The organism is Pseudomonas sp. EA_5y_Pfl2_R50, from assembly GCF_963970475.1.
GTDB lineage: Bacteria > Pseudomonadota > Gammaproteobacteria > Pseudomonadales > Pseudomonadaceae > Aquipseudomonas.
On the sequence record NZ_CAXAPT010000016.1, the window covers coordinates 16,956 to 34,843 of the forward strand.

The following is a 17,888-nucleotide window of genomic DNA, read 5'->3' on the forward strand; positions in this document are numbered from 1 at the left end:
CAGGGCCCTTTGCCGCCGCAGTCAGGCAGGCTAGTCTTGGCGGTCTGATTGAGGAGCTTCGATGAACGTCGCCATTTCTTCCCGCACGCCACAACAGGCGTTGGCTGCTCTGCTGGACCGCTATGCCCCGGCGCGTCTGCTGTTGATCGGTGCCAGCGAGTTTCCGGCCCTGAGCGCTTTCAAAGACGCGCACCCCGACACCGTGGTTGCGCACGGCGCACCGGGTGCATTGCCCGCCGAGCTGGCGTCGCAACGCTTCGATCTGGCGCTGGTCGTCGATTGCCTGGAACATTTGCCCAAGCGCGATGGCCTGAACCTTTTAGGCGGGATTCGCAATCTCAACGCCAGTCGCATTGCCGTGCTGGCGGATCTGACGGCCAGCGGCTGGCAGGAAACCGACTTCTATTCGCTGGCGTTGCAGGCCAGCGAGCGTTTCCAGCGCGACGACCAGGTGCTGACCCTGTTCACCTACGATCTGCTTGACTACAAACAAGTCCCTGACTGGCTCAATTCGCGCTTTTGGGCCAATCCGGAAAACTTCGGAAAGTATTGGTGGTGATGCAATGAGTACAGCCATTTGCCCATGCGGCAGCGGCAATCTGCTGGATGCCTGCTGCGGTCATTATCACGCAGGCCACCCGGCCCCGTGCGCCGAGGCCCTGATGCGCTCGCGCTACAGCGCCTACGTGCTCGGCCTGATCGACTACCTGGTGGCGACCACCCTGCCCGCCCAGCAGGCCGGACTGGATCGTCAGTCGATCAGCAACTGGAGCGCGCAAAGTACCTGGCTCGGCCTTGAGGTCGAGAGTTCGGAAGTGTTCGGCGGGCAACCGGAGCACGCCTTCGTCACCTTCACTGCGCGCTGGCACGACGATCAGGGTGAACACAGTCACCGCGAGCGCTCCTCGTTCGTGCAGAACACCGGACGCTGGTATTTCATCGATCCGACGGTGCAGTTGAGGCTGGGGCGCAATGACAGTTGCCCGTGCGCCAGCGGGCAGAAGTTCAAGAAATGCTGCTACAACTACCTACAAGGATCTTGAATCAGTAGGTAGTACGATGGCGAAGGTATTTTCATATGTCAGGTTTAGTAGTGCTAAGCAGTCAGCAGGTGACAGCTACGAGCGCCAAACCAAAGCAGCCAAGGCATTCGCCGCAAGCAAAGGGCTAGAACTCGCAGACCCAAAGGAATATCTGTTCTTCGATGCCGGGCGCTCTGCCTACAAAGGTAAGCACGTTGATGACACGAGTGAGCTAGCCCGGTTTCTCGGCTATGTCGAGGACGGCACCATTCCCACCGGTAGCTTCCTTGTCATCGAATCGCTAGACAGGCTGAGCCGGGAAAAAGTGCGCGATGCCCTACCCCGTTTCCTCGACCTGCTTGCGAAGGGCATCAATGTCTTCACGAGCCTAGATCAGCGGCTCTACACAAAAGACTTCGACGTGACTGACTTGCTCGTATCGATAATCAGCATGTCTAGGGCGCACGAAGAGAGCGCAACCAAAGGAAGCCGGGTTTCATCTGCGTGGCGGAAGAAACAGGCTGATGCTCGCGCTACCGGCAAGCCTCTAGGAAAGCTCAGGCCACTTTGGCTAGATGTCACTCCAGATGGTTACACCCTAAACCCTGACCATGCTCAAGTGGTGCGACGGATCTTCGATCTCTCAACGCAAGGCCACGGATCACGCAACATTGCAGCCACGCTGAATCAGGAAGGCATACCGGCGTTCTCTGCGGGGCGAAAGAACTTCTCCGGCCTCTGGGGATTCAGCACCGTTCGCCACATCCTAGATAGCCGCACCACGCTGGGCGAGTATCAGCCGCACGTCTTCATCGATGGCGTCAGGACGCCAGATGGCGACACCATCAAAGGCTTCTTCCCGGCTGTAGTGGATGAAGAAACCTTCTACCGGGCACAGGCTGCACGAGGCTCCCGGCGACTGCACAAGATCACGAAACAGACAACCAACTTCAATGTGATGGCGGGCATCTTCTTTTGCTTCGACTGCGGGGCTGCCATGCACCTGCAAAGCCAGAGAGGCCACAAGTATTACAAGTGCAGCCACAGCATCCGGGGAATGTGCAGCGCGGGAGTTGTCAGCGCCACACGCACCGAAGCAGTGTTTCGGGAAATCCTCGCGAAGCTGGATTCATTGAGCCTTGTTCAAGGTAGTTCAGGGGCCATACGTAAGAAGCTGGACGTTGCGGAGGGTCGCGGTGAAGAACTGCGAGCCAAGTTTACAGCCGCTGAGGATGCACATAACGAATATCCCAGCAGGACAACGGCGAAACTGCTGCAAGAGCTGGAAAGCCAACTTGTGGCTGTAGACGCAGAGAAAGACACACTTCGTGAGCAAATGGCGGTTGATCGGGTGGTGAGCAAATCCGATTTCTTCGAGAAGCTAGACGTAACGTCATTCGAAGGACGTGCAGCAGCGAACAACCTGACTAAACGGTTAGGTACGAAAATCTTTGTTCGGAAGAACGGACGCTGTAATGAAACGTATTTGATCAGTGTGACTGCGGCTGATGGATCAGAGCCGTCAGTCATCGGGGCTATCACCCATACCAATAAGCGGATTCGGATCGACAGCGCATCGGATGCTTTTGACGAACTGCAAAAGCTGCACGGCGATTCGCCAAAATGGCAACGGGCGGCGAAGCACTGGATGAAAGAAATCAAAGTACCAGCCGTACCAGAAATGAAACGTCAGCGCCGCTGAAAGCAAGAATTCTTGTGATAGCGTTCGCGCCCTTAAAAAACTTCGCGAACATTTCTACAGGCGAAAAGACAGTGACAGACGGTCTAGCTCAGCAGGTTCGCGGCCTACACGGGAATTCCAGATTTCTTACACAATTTACGCATAGGTTTATCCACAGGCAGTACGTTGCAGCTACCCCTAAAACGCATTATCTTGAGGTTGCCAGCGAGAGAAACCCTACATATAGGGCTTGCGGCTATTTTGGGCCTCAAATTTGAGGCTGGGGAAGGAAGTAAAGCTTGCAGGTGAATACGGTATCGGTCGCCACAACTAAAGCCGTATCCACCCGCACCAATACAGAACCTAAAACCGAAATGAATCGTCAGTCCTGTTGGGTAACTCATTGAGCCAAATGTACAAGCATTTGGCAATCGTTAATAACGGTCGATGTATCCCAACGGGCTGGCAAAACCAATGCTATGTTCGTGGAGATATCGGCCATGCCGACACTACTGATCACCTGCAACGCAGGAAAACTGGGCGTCAAACGTCAACAGCTGATCGCTGAAATCTACAAATTCTCAGCGACACGGCTTACGCCATCCGTCTTCGTAATTCGGACGGACTGTTCACCGAAGGAAATTTTCAAACGACTCAAACCGTACATCGAGCATGATGAGAGCCTTTATGTCTCAAAGATCGCTAGCACTGTCGGTCACGGGGATTCGGACGTGAACAAATGGCTTGAAATGAATCTCAACGGTGGAACCCTCCACTAAACGACGAAGCCCCGGAAACGGGGCTTTTTTTACCAACACCTATGAGCCCGATGTTCAGGAAAAAGCACCTGGCCCAATGTGTGATGGGATGGCACCGTGCAAACCAGCTCTGTATCCTTGTCGTATTTATGACAGGGATTTTGAAATGAAAACATGGGCAACTTTACCCGTCTTGATCGCGCTCTACACTACAGCACCTCAGGCAGCGCCTATAACAAGCACTGCTGAAAACTTGTACCGAAACTGCAAGGAAGCATTGAAGGTAAGTGAAAGCAGTACGATCCCTCCCGGCACCGATATGTTGAGAGTTGGGCTATGCCTAGGGCTGATTGAGGGCGTGAAAAATACCATCGCTGTCTTACAAACCGCCCTTCCAGCAGGTAAGGCTCAGGTGTGTTGGAAAGAAAGCGGGATGAGCAATATTCAGGGCGCGAAGATCATCATCAAGTATTTGGACGATCATCCGAACCAACTCAGCGAAAACCAAACAGCGGTCACTATGTTTGCCTTTAAAGAAGCCTTCCCCTGTAAGTGACCGAACCGTTTTCCCGAAACCAGCCCGCCCCGCCGAGACAAGTGCAACTGGTGCAGCGCTTCGAATTCATGGTGAAAAAATAAGGCTGGCGTAACTATCTCAGTCTTGCCCGCATTGCTTAACGGCATGCGACAGGGGCTTATCCAAACGCTGAAAAAGTAGAAATAACCTGACGCCCTGTAGCGCTCTCAGACGCCGTCAGAGGCATGCAATCCTAGAGACGATGCGAGCTGACATAGACAGCAAAGCCCGCTCTAGGCGGGCTGATGGACTGTCTCAGCAAGACTAGTTCTTCATGGCACGTTGCACGCTGCTCAGGCTTACGCCAAGGGCCTTTGCCACCTTGCGGAATGATGCACCCTCTTCCGCCATTGCAGCGCGGATAGTTTCATCGTCGATTGACTTGACTCTACCTTTGTAAGCCCCACGCTCTTTCGCCTTGGCGACGCCCTCACGCTGACGCTCTTTACTGATTGCACGCTCAAACTGAGCAACTGCACCCATCATGGCTAGCATGAGGTCTTGGGTGTGGTTCACTTCGCTGGTGAACAAGAGACATTCCTTGTGGAAGTTCAAGCTCACACCACGCGCTTTCAAGCTGCTGACCAAGTCGAGTAGGTCGGCAAGGCTACGGGCTAACCTGTCAATGCTGTGGACGTGGATGGTGTCGCCTTCACGGACATACTCCAGCATCTCTTTAAGCTTGGGGCGGTCGGTTGTTGCGCCGCTGGCCTTATCCTCAAAGATGCGGTCAAGGGCTACACCGTCAAGTTGACGCGCCGTGTTCTGATCGACCGAGCTAACCCGGATGTACCCTACATTTGCCAAAATCCTCACTCCTGTATTCATTCAACTCTAGGAGTGGTGAGTATGGGTGTATTCATATGCCGAAAACAACCCTATTGAATACGGATTTTGTATTCACCGACAAGTGGTCACTAGGGTGTACTCATTTGAATACATCAAGCATTTCGCACTTGGTTGATTGCATCGGTCAGGGCCTTGGCGTGCAAATCCAATCCTTCGAGCGCTGCTAAGGCATTGTCGGCGGCAACGCTCCCTCCTTGGCTGGCAATCCATCCGGCGAGTTCTTCTATCGCCGCTGCGATTCCGTGTTGCTGATTGAGGATCAACGTCAGCGCGTCGGCCATTGCTACAGCCGGATTCTGGGTGGTCATTGGTGGTCGTCCTTGAGAGGGGTGCAGGAATCGTAGCGCAGCTCTGGGTAGGCTGGGGCTGAGTGGCGTGGTTTTGCAAAAAACTCACATTTGGCACTGTTTGACGAAAATGAACCGGCGATCTGTAGCTCCAGCTAGGCTCAGCTCAGCTACAGCCCACGGAAATGCTAAATCATAGCCAAAAGCTATCAACTATGTACTTCAGATAGATCAACTTGCACGCAGGGTTAAATTGGGTTTAAGCAGGGTTTTCAGGAGTTTCCTGATGTCTATTTACACAGACCCTTCCAAACTGTTTGCCAAGGTTGGTGACTGAAACACCTCCACGCACCAGATGGAATATGTGGTCTGACAACTCTACCTCCGCTTTATGAGAGGCCAGCTTTCCAGAACTCTCCAACTCATCGTAATGAGTCATATCCGAATATGAAACTGCTCTAATATCTATTAATCCCAAACGAGAGAGATTATCTAAATAGGAGGGGACAAGATCTGGTAGAGCAAGCCCTGCCTTTTCACCAAACAAGGAAACATTCACCGCAACATCATACCCACCCTGCCCCGCCTCCTTGTTGTCCGCCCGAACCGACACAATAGGAAATGCCTGACGCCTCATAAAATAAGCGATCAGCTTGGCCTCATCGGGAGTCAGTTGCTTAATGATTTCTACGAACGCTGGATGAGCACCATCAGCCGTGTTCTTGTCCATCGCAGCGGCAAGAAGATTGGCGTACATGTCACTCAGCGACTCTTCGTGGCCGGTGTAACGTAGAGCTTCGATTGCAGGGCCAGCCACGTTCGGCTTTGGCGTGATGATGTCATCAGGTGGAACATTTTTCAGGCGGTCTGCAACCTTGGTCGATATGAACTCTTGGCACTTTTCATAGCCCCAAACCAACGCACCAACAGGGGCAAGGGCAACGTTAATTGCCTTACCTACCGTCTCCAAGGATTTACCGACCTGCTTGGCCACGGGTTGGATCGCGTCCTCATAAATTGGAATAGCTTTCACCAAGCCAGTTACAGCATCAATGGTGTCCTTGACCTTGTTGTCATCGCCAGCTTCCCCACCCATTGCCTGCTCCTGATCATGAATACTCTGTAAGGCAGAATGCCATGTCCTGCGAATCTCAGACAGTGGGTCTGGCGAAATGCAGCACAGGAATCACCTCAGGCGTAATCAAATGAGCGTCTAATTCGGCAGCGAAGCTGAGGGGGCTTTGCACCGTTGCCACTACCCTTGCCGGGCGCTGAGGTTTGAACACGATTGGCATGTATGGCGGGATACGCTCTACAGCTCCGCTGTGACGCTCTGCGAAGGCTTCCAGCATCGGGCGAATTGCATCTACATCTTTGCCGTGCAGCACATCGAACAGGGCTTGTAGCTCGGGTAGTGACATGAAGTTAGCGGGCACCCAACCCACCAACTCATCGATTGACCGAGAGCAAATGACATCGGCTGACCAGCTACTAAAGAAATGCCCCGCTGCCACATGGATCACCTTCACCACTTGGGCCAGCTCCGGGCGGTGTTGAGCATGGCGCTCAAGCTCCCGATACAACACTTCAAACTGTGTGTAGGCACGGGTGGTGATCTTGAAATCACATCCTTCCTTACCCTCGATACTGGCCTTAAGCGCTGTCAGAGCCTTAGTTGTCATGGTGTCGAGGCTTGTTAGCCATGTGTGGTGTTGGCTGTTACTCGGGTCAAGGTGGGCACGGAGCCAGGTCAACACTGTGACGCGCTTGGATGGCTGCATACCCGCAAGCTTCGACGCTTGGGCAACTACGTCAGGGCCAATGAACTTGATGATGCGTTGCACGATTGCCTTTTGTGTTTCCCCACGCTCAACGGTGTGACGTGGGTTGAGCTTGTTGCGATCAATGCTCAGGCCGTGACCGTAGTGGCGGGTGCCGTGGGATCTGTTCATGTCCTTGGGTGCCACAGTTAGGTTGCGTGGATGGTAGAGACCTACCGTGTCCTCTCCCTGTGACGGAGCAATGTGTGACAGCTCGAAATCCTTGGCTTCGCCGAAGCGGTTTGCACGTAGCTTGAATGCGTACAGGTGGTAAAGGTCAGCGAGGGATTCAGCATCAAGGCCGGTGAAAACCTCCAGCGTTCCGGCACGTTGAGCTTCAAAGGCCAGAGTCTGGAAGAAGGCACTGTCTCTCGCTTTCTCAGCGTATCTGACGCGCTTCTTGGCGGTGGCGGCGTTCTGTTTGCACTCACGTGTGCAGTAGATGGCTGTGATGCTGGTGGTGCGGAAACGTGTTTTGCAATGAGGACATGTAGGGCGGCGCTCTGCCTTATTCTTGTTCGGTGTTGCTGTTGTCATTAAATGCTCCGTCTCGGTTAGCAGGATGTGTTGGTTTGGGATTGATTACGCTGTAAGCGTGGCGACATTGACCACTACAGAAGGCTTCCACCTTCGGTGTATGAAACTGGGTAGAGCAATTACGGCACGTACATACTTTCATGCGATTAGCGCCTCATATGGAATGGCTGGACTTCCGTCCGGGTGTGTGACAACCCAACGAAGGTGACCAAGATGGTTAACAACCTGTTGGACGATGTATTTTTTACGGGATGTTCCTATTAGGCTCATGGCAGCGGTTAACGCCGCCCCTGATGATGTGAATTCGAATGGATTTGGCATACTGATTACTCCGGGAATGGATTGAAATGTGTGCTTACGCACACCGTTAGATGTCCACTGAAAAAGGATTACAGCCCTTGAGTTACTTGACCTGCAGCGATGTACTGAGGAATCACTCAGATACATAGGAGGGTGTTACTTTTTTTCTGGAACCTGTAGACGGTGATCACTCAGAATATTGAGTTGAGCAAGTTCCTCAGTTGCACCTGCGAGTAGGGACGACCACAGCGTATCCAGCACCGTCGGTAGTTGATGCACTACAGCCTCACCGTAAGTCTCAGCAACATAAAGGCCGCAAGCGGCCCTATAGTCTATTTGGTTGGCGATCTCATCGTATTTCATTGCTTATTCTCCTTGGGGAGCTGAGAAAGCCTTAGGTTGAGTCGCTTATCGACCCAATCATGCATCCCTTCCCGTTCGTTACTGAATTGTTGTTGCAACTGGTTATATTGAAGTCGTAGTGCATTGTCGGTGTAGTCACGGGATAGAACACTTGCACGATCCAACATGTATGTGGTGAACACACCGCCCGCCAAGATCTGTAAGACACAGGCGAAGATGATGGTTTGAATAATGGGCTTCATTACTCTATCTCCGTCTGGTCAGCACGAACTGTACGCAATACCTTATTGAATTCATCATGGAAGGTCTCAGCCGAGAGCTGCTTCACTTCGGCGGCATCCATACCACGAGCATCCACATTGACAGAGACATTGACCTCGGTGTGACTTTGATCAATCTTGCTTTCAGCAGGCTGGACAATACGCCCGTTATTGGGATCATCTGGCGACATCCAATCACTAGGCAATGCTGTTTGCTTACGCTGTTGTTGAGCCGATGCTTCCATGATATCTGCGGCTGTATAAGTAGGCGGCAGACGGAACTGTTTCATCTGCCCTGTTTCGTCTGGTGGTGTAATACCAAACTTGGACAAATCCAGCTTCGAAAATTGCATGCCTAGCGTATTCATTTCCAGCGTCTTAACTTTGCTAGCTGGCCCCTCATCGTAATCAGGAGTGTTAGTAAGCCAGCGATACAAAACACTGATCGGATCTTTAGTTTTCGACCCGGTAGATGGCTGGGGTGAACTCAATGCACTAACATCGATAGCTGGTTGCTCTGGGGAAAACAAATCTACTTTCTTCGCGGCTTGTTCTGGCGTTTCGTCTTTGCCGAAGGTGAACCGAAAGAATGAAGCCGCCATTTTGTTAAGAGCGATATCAGCCTGTACCGCTGCTTCCTTAAGAGGCTTCATTGCCTCTGTCAGTTCGGATTCGGCTTGGATTCGATCATTGATTGCACCGATTAACTCGGGGTTCTGGTCTAGACCCTGTTGCTGTAGGAATCGCTGGTTGGCCAAGCGTGTAGAGTTTGCATCGATGCTCCCGTTCTGCCTTTCAATTGCAGCAGCGCTCTCCTTCACAAACAGCTTGATACCGTTTTCAAAGTCGATAGCCTTCAAGTTGCCTGTCTTGGTGCTAGCCCTGAAATCCTTTTCTAAATTGGCATCAAGGGCATGCTTGTTGCGCTCAGCCCAAGCTCGGCGGATAGGCTCCACCAGCAAAGGGGCGCTTTCAGAGAAGGTATTTAGGTCTTCGCGATCGGCGACTGTCTTCGACCTAACCTGTTGATATTGCAGGGAAGTTCGACGTTGCTCGTCTCGTGTCAAACCCGCCCCTCTGTATGCTGACATCGTTGTTTCAAAGTCAGCAGTTGCAGCACTGATAGACTTCCCTCGCGCCATCTGAGCCAGCAGATAGGTGCGGTAGTCCTTGGCTGAATCATTGTCTACGGCGGTGCCGTACTTCTGGCTGATTCGAAGGAATTCGGACTTTGCGAAATCCTTGTTCGCAGGGTTTCTACCTGCTGCCTGCTCCAAGATGTTCGAGAACTGCTGACTCTCTGACACTCGGGTCTGTGTTGCAGCGAGACGGTCACCAAGAGCGCTTACAGCGCCCACGATTGCAGCTAGGCCAGCGGTGACACCACCTAGGGCCAACGCACCTGTTCCAAGCCCCATGAAGCCTGTAGAGGACTTAGGCTCAGCCTGTTTAGCGGCCCAAGCTGTTTGTCTCGCCTGCGCCCATTCGAAACGCTGCGCTTTCTGGGCATGGCTAACATCGAGACGCTGGGCACGAAGCTTTGCAGCCTCTTGTGACGCAGCGAATTTCTCTGCTGCCCTATGACCTCGGATTCTCGCCTGCTGCAATGCAAACTCGGCTCTCTGGGTGGCCGTCATTGCTTGGAATTGCTTTTGTTGCAAGATGGCGGTCTTCTGTTGCTGCTGACCCAAGAGCGTTTCCCAGCGAGCTTGGCGGGCCTTGTGCTGCTCAATGGATTGAGCCTGCTTAAGAGCTGCACCTGACACCTTCAAGCGCTCCCCTTCGGCCTTGGCTGCCTTGGCATCTAGAACGGCTTGAGCGATCTTGTCGCGGAGAGCCTGGGACTGGATCGCAGCCCCTTCTTTCTGACGAAGGTTGATGAGTTTCTGCCCTGCCAGCTCAGCGGTGAACGTGGCGCGGCGTGTACGCTGCACAGCGTTTTCAAGCTTCAACTCTCTGTCGAGGTTGGCTCTTACAGTCTTGGCTAGCTTTTCTTGTCCGGCGCTATCGACCTTGATGCCCATCTTGGTGCCAAGCTTCTTGCTCAGTGCATCAGCCTCACGAGACAGCGCCGCCATCTTCTGGCGTGCTTGGGCTAGGCCACGCTCAAATCTCTGGAGGCCGGAAACATCCACTTGAAACTGGAGAAGGCCAACGAGCTTGGCAATGATCTCGGTGTTCATCGGCTGCTCCCTCCTCCGTGATATCCATGCACCGGATGAAACAACAGCGCGACATCTCGTTCAAACTCCGTGTGCCTATGGCCGTAGTGCTCAATGTGGAATGCAACTTCTCTGTGTCCAAGATAGGACTCAAATGCTTTCAGGAGAGAACGAGTTCCAGTGAGTGCGTAAAAGAGCGCTCCTGATTCGTGGCGTGTCCACGTATAAACAACTTTGACCGGGTGGCCGTGCCAACGATTAGCGTAGTCGGCAAACTGTGACATGAAATCACGAGTAGAGATTGCTGCGGAAGGGTGTACTGTGAAGATTGCGTGGTACTGGTGAGCGGCTTTATTCAGCCGTGTAACGGTGTTACTTGTTTGATCCATTAGTTTCCTCAGGGTATTCGATAAACACCCAGCTTCCGGCTTGGATGCCTTCATAGGTGCAGGGCAGTTGGTAGCTGTTACTCATCTCTGCGGGATAAGCCTTGTTAAACTCAGCGCAAGCCTTGGTGATATCAGCGTCGTCATACTTAGCCGAATCCATCAAAACAGTAATCACACCAGTACGACCACTTGCAGACTTATATACGACCTCCTGAGAGCCTACAGGAGACACTTTGCTGGCTTGCTTATGCGTATGTAGCGACTCAGCGTTAGAGGCGCTTACAGGAGCTTGTAGAGGCTGGTGCAGAAGTGTATGTTTTGCGTACCTTTGGCGTAGTAGGAGTTCAGTGCCAGATAGAGTGCTCGGATCAATTTTATTGGTCATTGTGCACCTCTCAATTCATCCAATGGCAAACTACATACAGCGCGTGCACCAGCTATGAAAGCTTCAAAGACCATAGCGTCGTAGTGATCCTTTGTAAGAGAAAGCTCTTCGTCTTCGGTCAAACTGGCGAACATCATTTTCAACTGCGCATATACTGCTGTATCAAGGCGGCTTCTCATTGTTTACCTCCAAGAGCTGCCAACACTTCGGCCTCAACGCGAGCATATTCCTCGGCTTCCAGTGTTGCCTTAGCATCTAACTCGGCCTGTTGCTTTCTGCGTTTCTCGCCAGCCAGTAGCGATTCAACTTCTTTAGCCACACAAGCAGCTTTAGCATCGGCGAGCTGGGTAAGGTATGTAGCTTCTACGTCAGCCTTAATTTGAGCGATCTCTTGTTCAACCTGTGATTCTGGTTTACGCAAGGAAAGGATTAACCAATCGACTGTTGGCCCTGCAATCAGCTTAGGCAGATGAGCGATTTCTCCTGTCGCCCGGTAGCCTTGCACGGTAGTCAATTCGGCATACAGGTCGAGTGCTTGTTGCAATCCTTGCACCTCGAATTCTTCCATGATTCCAAGCTGCTCTTTGCCTTGGACATTACATTGGGTACGGGTTTTGTATTGCCCCACTTCGAAGTCTTGTAGACGCTTTAGATGCGCTGCATCTGGTTGGAACAATTGAGACGGTGTAGCCATTGGTGTTACCTCTTGGGTTTGGGATTGTTGTTCTTTCTTTTGTTGTCTGTGATGGATCAATCGGCAAGCTGACGAACAGTAAGCCGCTCTTGCGGTGGAACTGGGGAAGTCCCCTTTAGTGCATGACGGGTTGCGACATGCACGCATAACGATACGTGCCATGGAATCTCCTATGGGCGAAGTTGTTTGACGATTTGACGGTGAGTGAAACGGAACTGGATTAAACGCAGAAAAAAGGCTGAGCGTTTCAAGGACTCAGCCTAAAAGGGGATGTAGGAGCATTCCCAAGAGTTTTCACTTAGTACGAATTTGGGTCGAGGGGGAAATCTAAGCAAACCCCCTCTACAGCATCCGGCTCACCGCGCTGCAACGGTGGAAAAAGCTCCACTGAATGGAGTCAGCCAAGGTGACAGAGTTTCGACCAACCGCTCTGTCAGCGGTCTGAGAAGCCATAAGCTCGGTCTTCGTGAAACACAACACAGACTGCGACTGGTTCTGTCTCGACGCTCTGGAAATTCAAATCTCAGAACGACAAAACCGAACTCAGCTTGGCGGCTGGCCCGGTTGGATATTCTGGATTGAGGTTGAAGCTGGTAGAGATGAAAAAACCTCCCTACCTCAAGCCAATTATAACATAATTCTCAAGAATTGCAAGCACTTTCTGTGCCAAGTTTAAAATACTTTCAAACACTCGTTTGACTGCACACGAACCACCGCCCCGGCTTGGTCGGCACGAGCGGCACAGGCTGCTTCCACGTGGAGTTCAACCAGCTATGCTTCCACACGGGTCACCAAAAGGCGAAACGTTGTCCCGGCTGCCGGTAGTGAATTGTTGCAACACATCAAGAAGTGCTGCGCGGGATACTTCGGCGCTTAGAGGCCGCGGCGACTAGACTGGAGCGCAAAGGGAGTTACACGATGCTCGGTCAACGCCAGATATTGCGATTGTTTCTTCTGATGCTGATCCTGAACCTCGACGGTTGTGCGTCATGGTTCAGCGATGACAGCGTCGAACCCGCCGTGCATCTGGTGAAAGTCGAAGTGGTGCGGGCCAAACTGCTTGAGCAGAAATTCATCCTGCACTTTCGCGTCGACAACCCCAATGACAGCGACTTGACTGTGCGCGGCCTCGAATACCGAATTCATCTGGCCGACCTGCTGCTGGTCGAGGGCGAGCATGAACACTGGTTCACCGTCGGACCGAAGCGCAGTGCCTATTTCAAAGTGCCGATCCGCACCAACCTGTGGCCTCGGGTAAAAGACGTGGTGAAAATGCTGAAAAGTTCGAACCAGCAGATTCCCTATCGCTTGCAGGGCGAGATGGAAACCGGTTTATTCATCGCCCACTACGTGCACCTTGAGCGCAATGGCGTGATAATCCCCGCCGATTTAATTCCGGAGCAACACCGATGACCCAGCAACCTCATGTCCATGGTCCTGACTGCAACCACGATCATGACGATCATGACCATCATCACGATCATGACCACGGCCACGTACACGGCCCGAACTGCGGCCACGCCCACCAGGAACCGGTGCGCAACGCCCTGAAAGACGTCGGCCGCAACGATCCTTGCCCATGCGGCAACGGCAAGAAATTCAAGAAGTGCCACGGGGCGTGATGCCCTGGGCGAAAAATCACTTCGCCTGACCTGACGCCTTCGCGAGCAGGCTCGCTCCGACAGTTGACCGCGTTCTTTCAGCAGGAATGCCATTAACTGTGGGAGCGAGCCTGCTCGCGAAGAGGGCCGCACATTCACCAACAATTTCAGCCCGCCGCCAATACCTGCACCGCACTCACCACCGTCGCATACTCCCCCTGCAAATTCCCCAGCGACATCCCGTGCACTTCTTCAGCCGTGCGCAGCGTGCCGAAATAGTCGACCTTGTCGAAGGTAAAGCACGCATCCTCCGCGACCCACGTCTCGAACCCCAGATTGCCCGCCGTGCGCGCCGTTGACTCCACCGAGTTGTTCGTTGCCACGCCGACAATGATCAACTGCCCGATCCGCGCCTCACGCAATCGCGACTCCAGCCCGGTGGCACAGAACGCATCCGGCACCTGCTTCTGAATCAGCCACTCGCCCCCTCGCGGCAAGAACCGCTGCTGAAATTCCACCCCGTCCTGCTCCGGCCAGAAAACCGAATCCGGCTCACGCGACAGGTGCTGCACATGAATCACCGGTCTTGCGCTACGCCGCCAAAGCCCCAGCAAATCAAGGATTCGCTCTTCCGCCTGCGGATTATTGCGCCGCCCCAAACGCGGCTGCAGAATGCCTTTTTGCTGGTCGATGATGATCAGTGCAGCGTTGGCCTGAAGCTCCATGGCGATTTTTCTCACGCGATGTCATTGAATTCTGCGCAGTTCAGCATCACCTGTTCTTGTTAAGCAAGCTATCGAACGCACACAGGATCACCTGACGCCGGCGTTTGCTGTCCGCACGCAAGTCCATTTCTGCTTTGGAGTTCTCCATGATCGACCTGTATTACTGGACCACCCCCAATGGCCACAAAGTCTCCCTGTTCCTTGAAGAAGCCGGCCTGCCCTACAACGTGCATCCGATCAACATCAGTCAGGGTGAGCAGTTCCAGCCGCACTTTCTGAAAATCGCGCCGAACAACCGCATCCCGGCCATTGTCGATCATGCGCCGGCGGACGGTGGTGAACCGTTGTCGATGTTCGAGTCCGGGGCGATCCTTTTGTATCTCGCCGAAAAAACCGGTCAGTTCCTGCCCAAGGATCTGCGGGGCCGGCAAACAGTGTTGCAGTGGCTGTTCTGGCAGATGGGCGGACTGGGCCCGATGGCCGGGCAGAATCATCACTTCAGCCAGTTCGCGCCGGAGAAAATTCCTTACGCGCTCAAGCGCTACATTGATGAAACCGCACGTTTGTACGGTGTGTTGAACAAACAATTGGCCAATAACGACTTCGTCGCCGGCAGCGAGTACAGCATTGCCGACATGGCGATTTATCCGTGGATCGTCTCGCACAAGTGGCAAAGCCAGAACCTCGAAGATTTCCCGCATGTGCAGCGCTGGTTCAACCACATCAAGGATCGCCCGGCGACGGTGAAGGCGTATGCCTTGGTGCAGAAGATCAACCCGCCGAAGTCCTGACTGGACCTGATATCTGATCGTTCCCACGCGCAGCAAAGCAATGCAGTAAGGATGCTCTGCGTCCCTTCGAAGCCGAACGCAGAGCGTCCGATGAGGGAATCGTTGGCTGCGCGTGGGAGCGATCGTCGAGAACTGAAGAAATAACCTCTCGCCCCGCTTGCGCGGCCACCTCCTGCTCACTAACGTAGCGGCTTTATTGCGCCCCCAGCCTCTACACCCCCGCAGGAGCTTTGCCATGGCCTCGCCAGCCCTTACTCATTTTCTTCCCCGGTTCGGCGTTGCCGCAGCAGTGGCCGGTGTTTTGGGCCTGTCCGGTTGCCAGGCCTGGAACGCCCAGGACACCCTGCCGCCGACCTCCGGCGTACAACCGCTCAAGGGCCTGGCACAGAATGTTTCGGTGCGCCGCAATGCCATGGGCATGCCGCTGATCGAAAGCAACACCTTCCATGACGCGCTGTTCAGCCTCGGCTACGTGCACGCCAGCGACCGCATCAATCAGATGGTCACCCTGCGCCTGTTGGCCCAGGGCCGTCTGGCGGAAATGTCCGGTGCATCGATGCTCGACGCCGACCGCTACATGCGCGCCGTCAACCTGAAGAAAAGCGCCGCCGAGTTGTACAAGGCGTCGTCGCCACGACTCAAGCGCTTCTTTGAAGTCTACGCGCGGGGCGTCAACGCCTATCTGTTCCGCTACGCCGACAGGTTGCCAGGCGATCTGGCCTCCAGCGGCTACAAGCCTGAATACTGGAAACCGGAAGATTCGGCGCTGATTTTCGCCCTGCTGAATTTCAGTCAGTCGGCCAACCTGCCGGAAGAAATCGCCTCACTGGTGCTCGCGCAAACCGTGACCAGCGACAAGCTCGCCTGGCTGACTCCAACGGCACCTGACGAAAACCTGCCGCTGGCCGAGGCCGACAAGCTGCAAGGGCTCAGGCTCAACGGGCAGATCCCGGGGCTGACCGAGCTGAGCAACGCCAGCCAGCAACTGTCGGCCCTGAATCTGCTGGGCTCCACCTCTTCGAACAACTGGGCCATCGCCCCGCAACGCAGCCGCAGCGGCAAAAGCATGCTTGCCAGCGATGCCCACGGCCCGCTGGCCGCGCCGTCGCTGTGGAGCTTCGTGCAGATCCGTGCACCGAAATATCAGGCGGCCGGCGTCACCGTCGCCGGCCTGCCGCTGGTGCTCGGCGGTTTCAATGGCAAAGTCGCCTGGAGCATGACCAGCGTGCTCGGTGACAACCAGGACCTGTTTCTGGAAAAAATCCGGCGCCAGGGCAACAGCCTGACCTACGAGGTCAACGGCAAATGGCAGCCATTGGGTGTGCGCAACGAAACCTATTTCGTCAAAGGTCAGCGACCGATCCGCGAAGCGGTGTACGAAACCCGCCACGGCGCGCTGCTCAACAGCGCCCAGGCGGCGGCCCAAGGCAACGGTTTCGGCCTGGCCTTGCAGACGCCGGGCTTCACCGACGACAAGTCGCTGGATGCATTTTTTGATCTGACCCGCGCACAAACCGTTGAACGCGCTTCGGACGCCAGTCGCGAAATCCGCGCCATCGCCCTGAATCTGGTATTCGCCGATGCGAGCAACATTGGCTGGCAAGTCACCGGTCGCTTCCCGAACCGCCGTGAAGGCGAAGGCCTGCTGCCATCGCCGGGCTGGGAAGGTCGCTACGACTGGGACGGTTTTGCCGACCCGATGCTGCATCCCTACGATCAGGACCCGGCGCAAGGCTGGCTCGGCACCGCGAACCAACGCGTGATTCCTCACGGCTATGGCATGCAGTTGTCCAACTCCTGGGCTGCGCCCGAACGCGGTGAGCGTCTCGCCGAATTGGCCGGCGGTGCCAGGCACGACAGCCGCAGCGTGATCGCCATGCAGTACGACCAGACCACCAGCTTCGCCGCCAAATTGAAGAAGGTGTTCGACGCGCCGGGCATGAAGCAACCGCTGAAACAGGCGATTGATGCCCTGCCGGAAGCCGAGCGCAGCAAGGCCCGCGAGGCGTTTACGCGGTTGATGGCGTTTGACGGCAAACTCAGCCCGACCTCCGCCGACGCAGCGATCTACGAACTGTTCCTGCAGGAAAGCATGAAGCAGATTTTCCTCGACGAACTCGGTCCGGAATCGAGCCCGGCGTGGAAAGCGTTTATCGCCAACGGCGATTTGTCCTACGCAGCGCAAGCCGATCACCTGTTGGGCCGCGAGGACAGTCCGTTCTGGGATGACATTCGCACCCCGCAGAAAGAGGACAAGGCCGTGATGCTTGCGCGCAGCCTCGCCGCAGCGATTACCGCGGGCGACAGTCTGTTGGGCGGCGATCATCGCGCTTGGCAATGGGGCAAACTGCACAGCTATACGTGGAAAAACAGCAATGGCCAGACCGTGCGTGGCCCACTGGCGGCCGGCGGCGACCACACCACGCTGAACACCTCGGCGTTCGCTTGGGGCCAGGACTTCACCACGACCCGCGCGCCGTCGATGCGCTTTATCGTCGATTTCGGTCAGGCCGAACCGCTGATGGGCCAGAACGGTACGGGGCAGTCGGGTAACCCGGTCAGCCCCAATTACCTCAATGGCATCGATGCGTGGCTGAAGGGGCAGTACATCGGTTTGCCGATGCAGCCGCAGAATTTTGATCGGGTCTACGGCAAAACCCGCTTGACCCTCACCCCCGGCAAATAAG

The 17,888-nt window shown here is 54.6% G+C and carries 20 protein-coding genes; 9 read left to right on the plus strand and 11 right to left on the minus strand.

What is annotated here, in order from left to right:
- The first annotated feature begins 61 nt into the window (after positions 1-61).
- From AACY19_RS23420 to AACY19_RS23440, 5 genes are all read left to right on the plus strand, one after another.
- Positions 62-559 (plus strand): DUF6231 family protein, encoded by a 498-nt coding sequence (locus AACY19_RS23420; RefSeq protein WP_339453976.1) that lies wholly within the window; start codon positions 62-64, stop codon positions 557-559.
- A 4-nt stretch (positions 560-563) separates the two neighbouring features.
- A complete protein-coding gene (locus AACY19_RS23425; RefSeq protein ID WP_339453977.1) occupies positions 564-1,043 on the plus strand; it encodes a YchJ family protein in 480 nt (159 codons plus the stop codon).
- A 16-nt stretch (positions 1,044-1,059) separates the two neighbouring features.
- On the plus strand, positions 1,060-2,724 hold the full coding sequence (locus AACY19_RS23430; RefSeq protein ID WP_339453978.1) for a recombinase family protein: 1,665 nt from the start codon (positions 1,060-1,062) through the stop codon (positions 2,722-2,724).
- Between the two features lie 479 nt (positions 2,725-3,203).
- Positions 3,204-3,482, plus strand: coding sequence for a hypothetical protein (locus AACY19_RS23435; RefSeq protein ID WP_339453979.1), 279 nt, complete (start codon positions 3,204-3,206; stop codon positions 3,480-3,482).
- Positions 3,466-4,017, plus strand: a complete 552-nt coding sequence (locus AACY19_RS23440) for a Rap1a/Tai family immunity protein (RefSeq protein WP_339453980.1) — start codon at positions 3,466-3,468, stop codon at positions 4,015-4,017. The genes AACY19_RS23435 and AACY19_RS23440 overlap by 17 nt, the downstream gene beginning before the upstream one ends.
- Before the next feature lie 285 nt (positions 4,018-4,302).
- On the opposite strand, the gene AACY19_RS23445 is transcribed toward AACY19_RS23440, so the two are convergent.
- From AACY19_RS23445 to AACY19_RS23490, 10 genes are all read right to left on the minus strand, one after another.
- Positions 4,303-4,866 (minus strand): recombinase family protein, encoded by a 564-nt coding sequence (locus tag AACY19_RS23445; protein WP_339453981.1) that lies wholly within the window; start codon positions 4,864-4,866, stop codon positions 4,303-4,305.
- 113 nt (positions 4,867-4,979) lie between these two features.
- Positions 4,980-5,195 carry a hypothetical protein gene (locus AACY19_RS23450; protein ID WP_339453982.1) on the minus strand — a complete coding sequence of 72 codons (216 nt, stop codon included), beginning with the start codon at positions 5,193-5,195 and terminating at the stop codon, positions 4,980-4,982.
- Positions 5,196-5,433: 238 nt separating this feature from the next.
- Complete coding sequence (locus tag AACY19_RS23455) at positions 5,434-6,270, minus strand: DUF4393 domain-containing protein (protein WP_339453983.1); 837 nt, start codon at positions 6,268-6,270, stop codon at positions 5,434-5,436.
- Between the two features lie 55 nt (positions 6,271-6,325).
- Positions 6,326-7,531, minus strand: a complete 1,206-nt coding sequence (locus AACY19_RS23460) for a hypothetical protein (RefSeq protein ID WP_339453984.1) — start codon at positions 7,529-7,531, stop codon at positions 6,326-6,328.
- Positions 7,532-7,987: 456 nt separating this feature from the next.
- Positions 7,988-8,194, minus strand: a complete 207-nt coding sequence (locus AACY19_RS23465; protein WP_339453985.1) for a hypothetical protein — start codon at positions 8,192-8,194, stop codon at positions 7,988-7,990.
- Positions 8,191-8,436 carry a hypothetical protein gene (locus AACY19_RS23470; protein WP_339453986.1) on the minus strand — a complete coding sequence of 82 codons (246 nt, stop codon included), beginning with the start codon at positions 8,434-8,436 and terminating at the stop codon, positions 8,191-8,193. Before AACY19_RS23470 ends, AACY19_RS23465 begins: the two co-directional genes overlap by 4 nt.
- Positions 8,436-10,637, minus strand: coding sequence for a hypothetical protein (locus AACY19_RS23475; RefSeq protein ID WP_339453987.1), 2,202 nt, complete (start codon positions 10,635-10,637; stop codon positions 8,436-8,438). The genes AACY19_RS23470 and AACY19_RS23475 overlap by 1 nt, the downstream gene beginning before the upstream one ends.
- 351 nt (positions 10,638-10,988) lie before the next feature.
- The gene (locus AACY19_RS23480) at positions 10,989-11,390 is read right to left on the minus strand and encodes a hypothetical protein (protein ID WP_339453988.1); all 402 of its coding nucleotides are present in this window, start codon (positions 11,388-11,390) and stop codon (positions 10,989-10,991) included.
- Complete coding sequence (locus AACY19_RS23485; protein ID WP_339453989.1) at positions 11,387-11,569, minus strand: hypothetical protein; 183 nt, start codon at positions 11,567-11,569, stop codon at positions 11,387-11,389. Before AACY19_RS23485 ends, AACY19_RS23480 begins: the two co-directional genes overlap by 4 nt.
- Positions 11,566-12,246 (minus strand): hypothetical protein, encoded by a 681-nt coding sequence (locus AACY19_RS23490; RefSeq protein WP_339453990.1) that lies wholly within the window; start codon positions 12,244-12,246, stop codon positions 11,566-11,568. Before AACY19_RS23490 ends, AACY19_RS23485 begins: the two co-directional genes overlap by 4 nt.
- Positions 12,247-13,002: 756 nt before the next feature.
- Here AACY19_RS23490 and AACY19_RS23495 point away from each other — a divergent pair.
- Together AACY19_RS23495 and AACY19_RS23500 are read left to right on the plus strand one after the other, a co-directional pair.
- Positions 13,003-13,497, plus strand: coding sequence for an LEA type 2 family protein (locus AACY19_RS23495; protein ID WP_339453991.1), 495 nt, complete (start codon positions 13,003-13,005; stop codon positions 13,495-13,497).
- Positions 13,494-13,706: an SEC-C metal-binding domain-containing protein gene (locus AACY19_RS23500; RefSeq protein WP_339453992.1), complete on the plus strand. Its 213-nt coding sequence runs from the start codon at positions 13,494-13,496 to the stop codon at positions 13,704-13,706. Before AACY19_RS23495 ends, AACY19_RS23500 begins: the two co-directional genes overlap by 4 nt.
- Before the next feature lie 146 nt (positions 13,707-13,852).
- Here the strand turns inward: AACY19_RS23500 and AACY19_RS23505 are convergent, their stop codons facing one another.
- A complete protein-coding gene (locus AACY19_RS23505) occupies positions 13,853-14,410 on the minus strand; it encodes a cysteine hydrolase family protein (RefSeq protein WP_339454061.1) in 558 nt (185 codons plus the stop codon).
- A gap of 146 nt (positions 14,411-14,556) precedes the next feature.
- Between AACY19_RS23505 and AACY19_RS23510 the strand changes: the two genes are divergently transcribed.
- A complete protein-coding gene (locus AACY19_RS23510; RefSeq protein ID WP_339453993.1) occupies positions 14,557-15,201 on the plus strand; it encodes a glutathione binding-like protein in 645 nt (214 codons plus the stop codon).
- A gap of 235 nt (positions 15,202-15,436) precedes the next feature.
- On the plus strand, positions 15,437-17,887 hold the full coding sequence (locus AACY19_RS23515) for a penicillin acylase family protein (RefSeq protein WP_339453994.1): 2,451 nt from the start codon (positions 15,437-15,439) through the stop codon (positions 17,885-17,887).
- The last annotated feature ends 1 nt before the right edge of the window (position 17,888 follow it).

Coding starts and splice junctions, on each gene's coding strand:
- AACY19_RS23430 (WP_339453978.1), top strand. CDS start 1,060: ATGGCGAAGGTATTTTCATATGTCAGGTTTAGTAGTGCTAAGCAGTCA.
- AACY19_RS23515 (WP_339453994.1), top strand. CDS start 15,437: ATGGCCTCGCCAGCCCTTACTCATTTTCTTCCCCGGTTCGGCGTTGCC.
- AACY19_RS23465 (WP_339453985.1), bottom strand. CDS start 8,194: ATGAAATACGATGAGATCGCCAACCAAATAGACTATAGGGCCGCTTGC.
- AACY19_RS23435 (WP_339453979.1), top strand. CDS start 3,204: ATGCCGACACTACTGATCACCTGCAACGCAGGAAAACTGGGCGTCAAA.
- AACY19_RS23475 (WP_339453987.1), bottom strand. CDS start 10,637: ATGAACACCGAGATCATTGCCAAGCTCGTTGGCCTTCTCCAGTTTCAA.
- AACY19_RS23425 (WP_339453977.1), top strand. CDS start 564: ATGAGTACAGCCATTTGCCCATGCGGCAGCGGCAATCTGCTGGATGCC.
- AACY19_RS23495 (WP_339453991.1), top strand. CDS start 13,003: ATGCTCGGTCAACGCCAGATATTGCGATTGTTTCTTCTGATGCTGATC.
- AACY19_RS23455 (WP_339453983.1), bottom strand. CDS start 6,270: ATGGGTGGGGAAGCTGGCGATGACAACAAGGTCAAGGACACCATTGAT.
- AACY19_RS23450 (WP_339453982.1), bottom strand. CDS start 5,195: ATGACCACCCAGAATCCGGCTGTAGCAATGGCCGACGCGCTGACGTTG.
- AACY19_RS23490 (WP_339453990.1), bottom strand. CDS start 12,246: ATGGCACGTATCGTTATGCGTGCATGTCGCAACCCGTCATGCACTAAA.
- AACY19_RS23445 (WP_339453981.1), bottom strand. CDS start 4,866: ATGAATACAGGAGTGAGGATTTTGGCAAATGTAGGGTACATCCGGGTT.
- AACY19_RS23480 (WP_339453988.1), bottom strand. CDS start 11,390: ATGACCAATAAAATTGATCCGAGCACTCTATCTGGCACTGAACTCCTA.
- AACY19_RS23510 (WP_339453993.1), top strand. CDS start 14,557: ATGATCGACCTGTATTACTGGACCACCCCCAATGGCCACAAAGTCTCC.
- AACY19_RS23505 (WP_339454061.1), bottom strand. CDS start 14,410: ATGGAGCTTCAGGCCAACGCTGCACTGATCATCATCGACCAGCAAAAA.
- AACY19_RS23470 (WP_339453986.1), bottom strand. CDS start 8,436: ATGAAGCCCATTATTCAAACCATCATCTTCGCCTGTGTCTTACAGATC.
- AACY19_RS23500 (WP_339453992.1), top strand. CDS start 13,494: ATGACCCAGCAACCTCATGTCCATGGTCCTGACTGCAACCACGATCAT.
- AACY19_RS23460 (WP_339453984.1), bottom strand. CDS start 7,531: ATGACAACAGCAACACCGAACAAGAATAAGGCAGAGCGCCGCCCTACA.
- AACY19_RS23420 (WP_339453976.1), top strand. CDS start 62: ATGAACGTCGCCATTTCTTCCCGCACGCCACAACAGGCGTTGGCTGCT.
- AACY19_RS23485 (WP_339453989.1), bottom strand. CDS start 11,569: ATGAGAAGCCGCCTTGATACAGCAGTATATGCGCAGTTGAAAATGATG.